Origin of the sequence: Stenotrophomonas geniculata ATCC 19374 = JCM 13324 (genome assembly GCF_001431625.1) — a bacterium.
Classification (GTDB): domain Bacteria; phylum Pseudomonadota; class Gammaproteobacteria; order Xanthomonadales; family Xanthomonadaceae; genus Stenotrophomonas; species Stenotrophomonas geniculata.
In genome coordinates, this window is the sequence record NZ_LLXT01000010.1 from 1 (window position 1) to 11004 (window position 11004).

Below are 11004 nucleotides of genomic sequence, written 5' to 3' on the forward strand. Positions count from 1 at the left end.
GGCCTTTTGCTTTTAATTTGGCTGCCCCGGATGGATTCGAACCACCGAATGCCTGAGTCAGAGTCAGGTGCCTTACCGCTTGGCGACGGGGCAAAACGTGCAACTATTTTCTCACTTTTCACACTGAAAAACAACTTGATTTTCAGTGTGGTGGCTATGGGTGGACTCGAACCACCGACCCCAGCATTATGAGTGCTGTGCTCTAACCGGCTGAGCTACATAGCCTTGGTGAGCCCGCTATTCTGCGGATGTGTATCGACCCTGTCAACACTTTTGTGCCGTGCTTGTGGGTCGACAGAGGGCATGGGATAGTCCCGACCAGTAGATTTTCTTAGGAGTCCGCATCGTGATCGATCCGGACGGCTATCGACCGAACGTCGGCATTGTGCTGATGCGGCAGGACGGCCAGGTGTTCTGGGCACGACGTGTGCGCCGGGACGGCTGGCAGTTCCCGCAGGGTGGCATGAACACCGACGAGACGCCTGTCGAGGCCATGTATCGTGAACTGCAGGAAGAGACCGGCCTGCTGCCTGAGCACGTGGAAGTGCTCGGGGCGACGCCCGGCTGGCTGCGCTACAAGCTGCCGGCGCGGGCCATCCGCCGCAATGAGCGGCAGGTCTGCATCGGCCAGAAGCAGGTCTGGTTCCTGCTGCGCCTGACCGGCGACGAATCGCATGTGCAGCTGGACCATACCGATTCGCCCGAGTTCGACCACTGGCGCTGGGTGGACTTCTGGTACCCGGTGGAGCACGTGGTGATGTTCAAGCGTGGCGTCTATGCGCGCGCTCTGCGACATCTGGCGCCGTTGGCGCGCGGGGTGGCCGGGCAGGGCGTCACCGCCATGCCCAAGAGCGCTGCGGAGGCCTGGATGCCGGGTCACGCTGCCGGCCACGACAGGCCCCGCAAGCGCACTCCCAAGCGCGGTGGCTACTGGCCGCGCAAGGCCAAGGGTGAGCCGGGGGCGGTTTGATGGGGAGGCCGCGCAGGCCGCGGGTCGATCCGTCACAACGCGTCCCCGCCGGGTATCTCCAGCAGGGCCTGGTTGTCCGGCTGGCCAGCCTGCCCTGGATGGCGTTGGGCGTGGTGGTGCTTGGCGGCAGCGCAACGATCCCGCTTGGGCTGGGCATGGTCCTCATCCTGGTGAACTGTGCCGGTGCCCTGTATCTGGCGGACTACCTGCTGCGCCTGAGGGCGGCAGGCGGTGGCCTGCATTGGCTGGCCATGTTCTTCAGTACGCCGGTGCTGGCCCTGTTGTATTCGATCGCACTCTGAACCGTATCGAGAATGGTTCAGGCCTCTGATTGACAACCATTCTCGTTTCCATTGGAATAGCCAACAGGCCACTCTTGGCCTGTCAGCCCGGTTCACGCCTGTGTACGTCTGCATCTGCAACGGAGTCACCGACCACCAGATCCGCGAAGCCGCCAGCCATGGCGTCAGCACGGTGGCCGAGCTGACCATGCGTACCGGTTGTGGCGCGACCTGCGGTTCCTGCCTGGACATGGCCGGCGACCTGCTGGCCAAGGCACGTGCCACCCACGATCTGCCGCTGCCGGTCCTCGGTCTGGCCCAGGTCGCCTGACGTCTCTTTCGCGGCGCGTTGACGCCGCGCTTCCGCATTCTTCACGCGTGGCCGCATAGGCCAATGCGCACGATTCGCGTTCCTTCACGACCGCACGCAAGGCGTTAAAGTGCCTGCGTTTTCAGCGTGCAGGAGCATCCCCATGAAGGGCGACACCAAGGTCATCGAATTCCTCAACAAGGTCCTCTACAACGAGCTGACCGCGATCAACCAGTACTTCCTGCACGCCAAGATGCTGAAGAACTGGGGCATCAAGGAACTGGCCGAACATGAGTACAAGGAATCGATCGACGAGATGAAGCATGCCGACATGCTCGCCGACCGCATCCTGTTCCTTGAAGGCTTGCCGAACTTCCAGGCGCTGGGCAAGCTGCGCATCGGCGAGAACCCGACCGAGATCCTGCAGTGCGACCTGTCGCTGGAACGCGATGGCGTGGTCACCCTGCGCGAGGCCGTGGCCTATTCCGATTCGGTGGGTGACTACGTCAGCCGCCAGCTGTTCGTGAAGATCCTCGACTCGGAAGAAGAGCACATCGACTGGCTGGAAACCCAGCTCGACCTGATCGAGCGCATCGGCGAGCCGAAGTACCTGCTGAGCAAGCTGGAAGAGTGACTCAGCCGGCCTGGCCGGCGCGATGCTGTGCCAGGTAGCCCGTCAGTGCCACGCGCGCACGGGCGAATTCGGCAACCAGCAGCGCTACCGCTACGGCGGGGCGCTGCAGGCTGCCGCTGCGGGCCTCATGTTCGATCCGCTGCGCCACCGCCGACAGCCACAAGGCCCCCACGTTCGCGCTTGATGATTTCAGGCTGTGCGCGACCGCCTGCAGGCGGGGCTCGTCGCCGTTCTGCGCGGCCTGCTGCAGCTGCTGCACCATCGCCGGCGCATCCTCCAGGAACACCGAGACGATCTGGAGGGCGGTATCGCCGATTACCGCGTGCAGTTCGTCCAGCACGTCGCGGTCCAGTACCGGTTGCGGTGCTGGCGCCACCTGCTTTTCCGGATTCTGTAGCGCCGAGCCATGCTCGGCTGATGGCGTGCGACTGCAATTGGCCGTCAGCCGAGCATGGCTCGGCTCTACCGAAGGCTGTCCAGGTGATGCAGCTTTCCCGCCACCCCAGCGCTGCAACAGCGCATGCAGCGTGGCACGTGCGATCGGCTTGGACAGGTAGTCGTCCATGCCGGCCTGCAGGCAGCGCTCGCGATCACCGGCCATGGCGTTGGCCGTCATCGCGATGATCGGCAACCGCGTGCGCCCGGTTTCCGCTTCTTCCGCACGCCAGTGGCGCGTGGCGGTGTAGCCGTCCAGCACCGGCATCTGGCAATCCATCAGCACCACGTCCACGCCGCCTTCGCGAAGGGTGGCCAGCGCCTGCTCGCCATCGGCGGCATTGCGCACCTCGCACTGGAGTACGCGCAACAGATGCTCGGCCACCATCCGGTTGACCGTGTTGTCTTCCACCAGCAGCACGCGCAGGTGCAACGGCGGCAGCGTGGGCGTGGGCTGACCCTGTTCGGCGTTGGCCAGCAGCGCGGCAGGGCGCGCATGCGCGACCGGTGCAGCCAGCAGTGCATGCAGCGCAGCGTCGTCGAAATGCGAGGGTAACTGCCGCTGGCGCGGGCGTGCCGGAAGGGTATCGTCCTGCAGCCACAGCACCTGCAGGGCATCGTCCTCGCCACGTTCGGCCAACGCCTGTTGCAGCGTCGCTTCACCGATGCGGCGCGCACGTGCATCGACCAGCAGCCAGGCCGGCGCCGGTTGCCCCGGCCTCGGCACCGCGCGCAGGCGCTCGACCACGGCATCGAGCTGCGCCATGGCGTGCACCAGCAGGCCATGATGGGCCGCGATGCGCTCGATGCGTGCCTGCAGCGTTGCATCGGCACTGAACAGCAGCAGCGGTGCTGGCGCGCGCGCCATCGCCGGCAGGTCGCCAGGAACCTTCAGCAGCGGGATCTCGAACCAGAACGTAGCGCCCTGGCCAGGCGTGGACTGCACGCCGATCTGCCCGTGCATCAGGTCGATGATGCGCTTGCAGATGGCCAGGCCCAGGCCGGTGCCGCCGTAGATGCGGGTGGTGGATGCGTCGGCTTGGCTGAAGGACTGGAACAGGCGTGCCTGCAGCGTGTCGTCGATGCCGATGCCGGTATCGATGATCTCGAAGCGCAGCTGGTGCTGCGCGGCACCTTCGCCCAGCCGCAGCACGCGCAGCTGCACCTGGCCGCGGGCGGTGAACTTGATTGCGTTGGCCAGCAGGTTGCTCAGCACCTGGCGCAGGCGCACCGGGTCGCCGCGCACCGGCAGGCGCACCGAAGGATCCAGTTGCAGGCCCAGGGCCAGGCCCTTGGCGTCGGCGGCGCGTTGCATCAGCTGCACCACGCCATCGAGCAGGTCGCGCAGGTTGAAGCTGGTAATCTCCAGTTCCAGCGCCTGTGCTTCCAGCCGGGAGTAGTCGAGGATGTCGTCGACGATGCGCAGCAGCTGCTGTGAACTGGCCGAAGCGGTGGCCAGCATCTGCCGCTGGTCCTCGCCCAGCGGCCCGCGCGCGATCAGCTCCAGCATCGGCAGGATGCCGTTGAGCGGGGTGCGGATCTCGTGGCTCATCGTGGCCAGGAACTCGCCCTTGGCCAGCACGGCCGCTTCGGCGGCCTGCTTGGCCTGCAGCAGCTGCTGTTCCAGCTGGCCCTGGCGTTCGGTGGTATGGCGCAGCTGGTCGCGGTCGGCGGCCAGCGCGCTGTGCTCGCGCTGCAGCCGGGCCAGTGCCCGGCTGCGCGTGCGCAGGCGCAGGCCCAACAGCAGCGCCATGGCGGCCGCGGCAAGGGCAACCAGCAGCACGCCCCACAGCGGCACGTCAGAGCACCGCGTTGTGGAAGTCGAAGTTCAGGTCGCTGCCGGCCGACTGCACCATGTTGCCCTGGATGTAATCGACGCCGCCGACCCACATCGCGGCCGCGGCCTGCGGGTCTTCGATCTGCTGGCCGATGATCTGCAGCCCGGCCGCATGCGCCTGTTCGATCGCCTTGCGCAGTTCCTCGCGCGTGGCTGGGTTGGAATGGCTGCTGGAGAAGCGCGCGGCCATGCGCACGAACGACAGCGGCAGCTGGCTCAGCAGTGCATCGGCTTCGCCGCTGGGCTCGAACTGGCTCAGGCAGAAGCGCACGCCGGCGCCGGCCATGCGCTGGCAGAACTGCTGCAGCGGCACGGTGTGGATCAGCGCGTCGGGCAGGCGCACGTCGATCACCAGCGCACTGCCGGGCAGGTCACGCTGCTGCAGTGATTCCAGCAGCCAGTCGCCAAAGGCATCGCGCTGCAGCGTGCGCAGCGACTGCGAGACGAACAGGTTCAGCGGCTGCGTTGCGTGCCGGTACAGGTCCAGCAGGCCCAGCGCATGGTCCATCACCTGCTGGTCGAGGTCGGCGATGCGGCCTGCCGCCTCGGCGGCGGGAATCACCTGGCCGGCCGCCAGCACCGTGCCATCGGCCTGGCGCAGGCGCAGCAGCAGCTGGTACTGCGCGGTGTTGCCACCGGCGACGGCGACGATCGGCTGATAGGCCAGCTCCAGCTGGCCTTCCAGCAGTGCCAGGTGTTCCTGTTCGGTGACGGCCTGGCGGTGCACGTGGCCCGCCACGCCGGCGCTGAGCAGGCGTGCCTGCAGGGTGGTGCGCTCGACCGCTTCCAGTGCAGCGTTGGCATCGTCGAAGCCCGGCGACAGCGGCGCGTAACCCACCACGCCGCGCAGGTGCACCGATTCATCGTCGCGGATCACGAAGGCGCGCGCCGAGAGCTGCTCACGCAGGGTCGCGGCGATGCTTTCCAGGCTGTCTTCATCGGTATTGCGGGCCAGCAGCAGGAAGCTGTTGTCGTTCAGGCGTGCCAGCAGGTGCGGATGGCCGGCCTCGGCCAGGCGCTGCCCGGCCTGCACCATCAGGCGCTCGAAGGCGGCGTAGCCATAGCGTTCGCGCAGGCCCAGCGCGCTGGCCACTTCAACGAAGAACACGCCACCCCGGTCGCGATGGGCGAGGGCGGCATTGAGCTGCTGCAGCACGTGGTGACGCGTCGGCAGGCCGGTTTCCGGATTGCTGGTGGCCGGTGCGCCGGTTGCACCGGGCAGGGTTGCTGCCTGCGCACGTGCGCGACGGATGCGGTTGGCCACGGCGGCGATCAGGTGGCGCGGCCGGATCGGCTTGCTCAGGTAATCGTCGGCGCCGCTGTCGAGCACTTCGAACTGGCGCTCCGGGTCCGGATCGCCGCTCAGGAACACGATCGGCAGCAACTGCAGGCCAGGCTGCTGGCGGATCAGCGCGGTCAGGCGCATGCCGTCCAGGCCGGGCAGGTGCAGGTCCATCAGGATCAGGTCGGGGCGATGCTCCTTGATCGCCTGTAGCGCACCGTCGGCATCGCTGTGCACGATGGCCTGCATGCCGGCACCATGCAGCACGCTCTGTGCGAACAGGGCCTGCGCGCGGTCGTCCTCGACGATCAGCACGCGGTAGGGCGAATCGGAGGTCGGCGGTGCCTGGTCGTTGTTGCCAGCCTCGGCCAGCATGCCCGGACCCGGCAGCGGCGGTGGTGCGCTGCCGATCGATGCGGGTGCGTCGGAGGCTGCCAGCGGCGGAACTGCTGCCGGCGCTGCGGCGACGGCGCTCGCCGATTCAGCCGTCCAGCGTTGCCAATGATCGGCCGGAGGGGATTCAGCGCGTCCCGGGCGGGCGCCCGCGGGGGATTCGTTTGCGGCCATCGGTGCTCCTGGTGTTCGCGTCCATTATGCGACAAGCCCGGCGATCAACCGGTACCGGGCTGGCGTGGACTGTCGGGCGACGCACCGCGTGCCAGCCAGCGCACGCCCTTCCACAGTGCGCGCCAGACCAGCCACACCAGCAGCGCACCGGCCAGGCTGCAGGCCAGCACCACGATCAGCGCGATCCACGGGTGTGCCAGGGCCAGGGCCAGGCCACCGACCACCACGGTGTCCTCGGCGGCGGAGGCCACCCAGTTGCTGGCAGGCTCGGGCGAGGTATTGAGCAGAGCGCGGGTGCCGGCCTTCAGGCCATGACTGGCCAGCGCCACACCGGCGCCGGCGGCAAGCGCACCGGTGCCCAGCTGCCCATCCGGCGACAGCGTGGCGGCGGCGAGGAAAGCACCTGCAGGCACGCGTGCCAGGGTGTGCACCAGATCCCACGCCGAGTCGACGCCGGGAATCTTGTCGGCGAAGAATTCGGTCACCGCCAGCGCCGCCGAGGTGCCCAGCACCCACCACGATTCAGTGGCCTGCAGGGCCGGCGGCAGGTCGACCCAGCCGAGCAGGCCGGCCAGGCCGACACCGAACACGGTGAGGTAGACGCGGATGCCGGCCAGCCAGGCCAGCAGGATGCCGATCACGAACAGGTGGGCTTCGGTCATGGCGATGCTCCGGCGACGGAACTGTGCAGGGGACCACACTATCGACGATGGCATGCCTGAACGCCACAGACCGTGGCTCGCCACTGCGCAGGAAACCCACCCGTCCTGTCATACACTAGCGCGTCGTTTGCCACAGGGGCCGTACCGGTGTCGCCCTCGCGATGCCCCGGAATCCACCCATGACCAACCGTCCTCCCATGCGCGTGCAGGTCCGCCTGCCCGGCGCGCCACAACCGCCGGCCGACCGTCGCCGCCTGCTGGTGATCGGCGGCATCTGGCTGCTCAGCCTGGTGCTGGCCGTGCTGGGTGGCTGCTGGATGGCCACGCCGCGCGACGCCCAGGGCCAGCGCCTGCAGGCTGCCGAGAAGCGTGCCGAGACGTTGCAGGCGCAGCTGACCGAATTGCGCCAGAAGCAGGCCACGCTGGAAGCCTCCGACCGCATCAGCCGCGCCGCCAACACCGAGGTGCAGTCCTCGCTGGCCGAGCGCGATGAGGAAATCGCAGGCCTGCGTGCCGACGTCGCCTTCTATGAGCGCCTGGTGGGCTCCACCAGCCAGCGCAAGGGCCTGAACACCCATTCGATCGAGTTCAGCCCGGAAGCGGCCGGCACCTGGCAGTACACCGCGGTGCTGACCCAGAACCTCAACCGTGGCGCCATCAGCCAGGGGCAGATGCGCTTCACCGTGGAAGGCGTCAAGAACGGCAAGCTGGCCACGATCAGCTGGGATGATCTGCACCAGCGCAGCAAGGTGCCGGGACAGGATTACTCGTTCCGGTACTTCCAGCAGCTCACCGGCAGCGTGATGCTGCCGGCTGACTTCACCCCGCAACGCGTGCGGGTGACATTGGGGAGTGGTACGGGGGGTACCACCCAGGTATTCGACTGGAAACAGGCCGGTGCGCCGGCCGCCAAAGGGGAGTAGGCAGATGTTCGGAAGCAGCAAATCCAACCGTGAAGGCCAGCTGGTGGTGGATGCCCTGATCGGCAACCAGGTGGTGATCCGCGGTGATGTGGAATTCAGTGGGGGCCTGTATGTGGAAGGCCGCATCCATGGCAAGGTGATCGCCGCCGAAGGCGCCAGTGGCGCGACCCTGACGGTCGCCGAGCATGGCGTGATCGAGGGCGAGATCCGTGCCCAGGTGGTGGTCATCAGTGGCCGCCTGGACGGCGACGTGCATGCCACCGAGAAGGTCGAACTGACCCCGAGCGCACGGGTCAATGGCAACGTCCATTACCAGGTGGTGGAGATGAATGCGGGCGCCCAGCTGAACGGTCGCCTGATCCATGCCAGCGCCCCGATGGCCGCCCTGCCGGCTCCGGAAGGCGAAGAGGCCAATGGTGGCAAGGGTGACACCGCCGCACGCCGCAAGCTGGCCGAGGCGATGGCTTGAAAGCCATCGTCGGCACCCCCATGCTGACGGCATGAGCACGCTAGTCTCCCTGCCCGGCGCCACCCCGGTTGCCGCGCCCGATTACCAGTCGCTGGAGCGCCCGCTGAACTTCACCGAGTCGGCGGCCGCCAAGGTCAAATCCCTGATCCAGGAAGAGGGCAACCCCGACCTGGCCCTGCGCGTGTACATCGAAGGCGGTGGCTGTTCGGGCTTCCAGTACGGGTTCGAGTTCGACGAGAACCGTGCCGAGGACGACCTGGCGGTACAGACCAGCGGGGTGACCCTGCTGGTCGACCCGCTGAGCCTGCAGTACCTGATGGGCGCCGAGGTGGATTACACCGAGAGCCTGACCGGTGCGCAGTTCGTGATCCGCAACCCGAACGCAAAGACCACCTGCGGCTGCGGCAGCAGCTTCAGCATGTAAGAGCCCTGTGGCCAGGATGTGCCAACCAAGGTTGGCACCTGCCAGAGCGGATCCGTAGATCCACGCCATGCGTGGATGCTCTGTGCCCTCCAGCCCACAACAGCAGATTGCGCACAGCGCCGACCTTGCCACCCGCGTCGATTGGCGGCACGCTTGCCGGATGCCCAATACTTCTTCGCCGCTTTCCGGTTTTGCCTTCGTTGGCGAACCGCTGGAGCGCGCCGATGCCCTGCGCGACGATGCCGATGCACTGGCGCGCCTGTGGCCGGGCGCGCGCATTCTCGTGCTCGATCAGGACGGCAGCGCCTTCACCGGCGATGACGACCAGCCGCTGGCGCTGACCGGCGCCGACATCGGGGGTGGTCCCGGCTCCGCGATCTTCCTCGGCCTGCGCGGGGAACAAGCGTGGTTCTCGGTTGAAGCCGCCAGCGTCACCGTCACCGCACCACGTCGCCTCGACCTGCGCCAGGCCGCTCTGCTGTGGTCGATGGCCGATGCGACCGCCTTCAGCTATGCCCGCGGCATGTCCTACTGGCACTCGCGCACCCGCTTCTGCGGTGTGTGCGGCGGCGCCGTGGCGTTTGCCCGCGGCGGCTTCGTCGGTCGTTGCGCGCAGTGTTCCACCGAGCACTACCCGCGCGTCGACCCCGCCGTGATCGTCGCCGTGGAAAACCAGGGCCGGCTGCTGCTGGGCCGGCAGTCCAACTGGGCACCGCGGCGTTACTCGGTGCTGGCCGGCTTCGTCGAACCCGGCGAGACCTTCGAGCAGACCGTGGTGCGTGAAGTGCATGAGGAGAGCAAGGTGCGGGTGACCGCGTGCCAGTACCTCGGCTCGCAGCCGTGGCCGTTCCCGGGCGCGCTGATGATCGGCTTCCGTGCACAGGCGCAGGATGACCTGCCGACGGTGGATGGCGAGCTGGAAGACGCGCGCTGGTTCAGTGCCGACGAGGTGGGCGCGGCACTGGCACGCGATGTGGAGGACGATGGCCAGGGCATCCGCCTGTCGCCGCCGATCTCGATTTCGCGCGGCCTGATCGAACACTGGTACCGCCAGCAGAAGGGCTGAACCCGATCCTCTGCCGGTCCGGTCGTGGCAGCTGTATTGCCGCCACCTGAACACGGCCCGGGTTACAGTCCGGTTCACCGCTGAGGGCGCCGCTGCGACAGGTAAGGTAGCGGCGCCGAGCGTTCTGTTTCGTAGGGAGACCTGCCATGTTCACCACTCTGGCCGCCGTGCTGGTGGCACTGGCCCTGGGCCATGTTGCCCCGGCCGCTGCCGCCTCGCTGCGCCGTTTCGACGGCTTCCGGCGCTGGCTGGGCTGGCTGGACGCGCGCGGCGGCAAGGCCTGGCAGGGTCCGGCAGGCGTGGCCCTGGCATTGCTGCCGCCGCTGCTGCTGATGGTGCTGCTGGCGTGGTTGCTGCGCGGGGTGCTGTTCGGTCTGCCGTCGCTGTTGCTGGGCGTGGGCGTGCTGGCCTGGTGCTGGGGGCCACGCGACCTGGATCGGGATATCGAAGCGATCATCGACGCGGATGATGCGGCGACACGACAGGCGGCCGTGCGCAACCTGCAGTCGGCCGGGGGCAGCCTGCGCGAGGACGTGCCCTCGCTGGTCGAGGCGACCGTGCTCAATGCACTGCGGCGCTGGTTCGCGGTGCTGTTCTGGTTCCTGCTGCTGGGCCCGGCCGGTGCGCTGGGCTATCGCCTGCTGGCATTGATGGCGGAAAGCCCGATGCGTGCCCGCGTGCCGGTGGAGCCGCTGGCGCTGGCGCAGCGCCTGCTGGGCTGGATCGAATGGCCGGTGGCGCAGTTGATGGCGTTCTCGATGGCGCTGGTGGGCAACTTCGATACGGCGTGGAAGGCCTGGCGCCAGGCCCATGGCGAGCGCTTGGCCGGCAACATCGGGTTCCTGGGCGCGGTGGCGCGGGCCAGCGTCAACGCCGAACTGCGCGAGGACGCGCACGATTACACCGAGGCGGGGCTGTTGCCGGTGTGGCAGCGGTTGCCGGACCTGCGTGATGCGATGAGCCTGGTGTGGCGGATGCTGCTGCTGTGGCTGGCGATCCTCGCCCTGCTGGTGATTGCAGGCTGGGTGACGTAGTTGCTTTGCAGGGCTTGCAGCCCTGCACCTGCAGAGGCCAACGCCAAAGCCAAAGCCAAAGCGGCTCTGGGTTGCTGAGGGTTGGGCGGGGCGGTGTGGGGCTGCAGGAC

12 protein-coding genes and 2 tRNA genes are annotated in these 11004 nt (G+C 67.6%); 9 read left to right on the forward strand and 5 right to left on the reverse strand.

Features of this window, described 5'->3' with window-relative positions:
- Positions 1 to 18: 18 nt before the first annotated feature.
- Positions 19 to 93, reverse strand: a tRNA-Gln gene (locus ARC63_RS00680).
- Positions 94 to 148: 55 nt separating this feature from the next.
- Positions 149 to 225 (reverse strand) — tRNA-Met (locus ARC63_RS00685).
- A gap of 121 nt (positions 226 to 346) precedes the next feature.
- Here ARC63_RS00685 and ARC63_RS00690 point away from each other — a divergent pair.
- The 4 genes from ARC63_RS00690 (at position 347) to bfr (ending at position 2195) form a co-directional block, all read left to right on the forward strand.
- Positions 347 to 970: an RNA pyrophosphohydrolase gene (locus ARC63_RS00690; protein ID WP_010482644.1), complete on the forward strand. Its 624-nt coding sequence runs from the start codon at positions 347 to 349 to the stop codon at positions 968 to 970.
- Complete coding sequence (locus tag ARC63_RS00695) at positions 970 to 1272, forward strand: hypothetical protein (protein ID WP_231298555.1); 303 nt, start codon at positions 970 to 972, stop codon at positions 1270 to 1272. Before ARC63_RS00690 ends, ARC63_RS00695 begins: the two co-directional genes overlap by 1 nt.
- A gap of 100 nt (positions 1273 to 1372) precedes the next feature.
- Positions 1373 to 1582, forward strand: a complete 210-nt coding sequence (locus tag ARC63_RS00700; protein ID WP_005411309.1) for a (2Fe-2S)-binding protein — start codon at positions 1373 to 1375, stop codon at positions 1580 to 1582.
- 142 nt (positions 1583 to 1724) lie between these two features.
- The gene (gene bfr / locus ARC63_RS00705; RefSeq protein ID WP_005419804.1) at positions 1725 to 2195 is read left to right on the forward strand and encodes a bacterioferritin; all 471 of its coding nucleotides are present in this window, start codon (positions 1725 to 1727) and stop codon (positions 2193 to 2195) included.
- A gap of 1 nt (position 2196) precedes the next feature.
- Here the strand turns inward: bfr and ARC63_RS00710 are convergent, their stop codons facing one another.
- The 3 genes from ARC63_RS00710 to ARC63_RS00720 are packed head-to-tail and all read right to left on the reverse strand — an operon-like array spanning position 2197 to position 6978.
- Entirely contained in the window at positions 2197 to 4428 is a 2232-nt protein-coding gene (locus ARC63_RS00710; protein WP_057502274.1) for an ATP-binding protein, read from the reverse strand.
- Between the two features lies 1 nt (position 4429).
- Complete coding sequence (locus ARC63_RS00715) at positions 4430 to 6316, reverse strand: EAL domain-containing protein (RefSeq protein ID WP_057502275.1); 1887 nt, start codon at positions 6314 to 6316, stop codon at positions 4430 to 4432.
- A 44-nt stretch (positions 6317 to 6360) separates the two neighbouring features.
- Positions 6361 to 6978, reverse strand: a complete 618-nt coding sequence (locus ARC63_RS00720) for a DUF4126 domain-containing protein (RefSeq protein WP_057502276.1) — start codon at positions 6976 to 6978, stop codon at positions 6361 to 6363.
- Positions 6979 to 7157: 179 nt separating this feature from the next.
- Between ARC63_RS00720 and ARC63_RS00725 the strand changes: the two genes are divergently transcribed.
- The 5 genes from ARC63_RS00725 to ampE all read left to right on the forward strand — a co-directional run bounded on the left by ARC63_RS00725 (position 7158) and on the right by ampE (position 10894).
- Positions 7158 to 7901, forward strand: a complete 744-nt coding sequence (locus ARC63_RS00725; RefSeq protein WP_019336613.1) for a DUF6776 family protein — start codon at positions 7158 to 7160, stop codon at positions 7899 to 7901.
- Between the two features lie 4 nt (positions 7902 to 7905).
- Entirely contained in the window at positions 7906 to 8370 is a 465-nt protein-coding gene (locus ARC63_RS00730; protein ID WP_010482635.1) for a bactofilin family protein, read from the forward strand.
- 31 nt (positions 8371 to 8401) lie between these two features.
- Entirely contained in the window at positions 8402 to 8794 is a 393-nt protein-coding gene (gene erpA / locus ARC63_RS00735) for an iron-sulfur cluster insertion protein ErpA (protein WP_005419789.1), read from the forward strand.
- Positions 8795 to 8954: 160 nt separating this feature from the next.
- Positions 8955 to 9860 carry an NAD(+) diphosphatase gene (gene nudC, locus ARC63_RS00740; RefSeq protein WP_019336614.1) on the forward strand — a complete coding sequence of 302 codons (906 nt, stop codon included), beginning with the start codon at positions 8955 to 8957 and terminating at the stop codon, positions 9858 to 9860.
- Positions 9861 to 10006: 146 nt separating this feature from the next.
- Positions 10007 to 10894, forward strand: coding sequence for a regulatory signaling modulator protein AmpE (gene ampE / locus ARC63_RS00745; protein WP_049411816.1), 888 nt, complete (start codon positions 10007 to 10009; stop codon positions 10892 to 10894).
- The last annotated feature ends 110 nt before the right edge of the window (positions 10895 to 11004 follow it).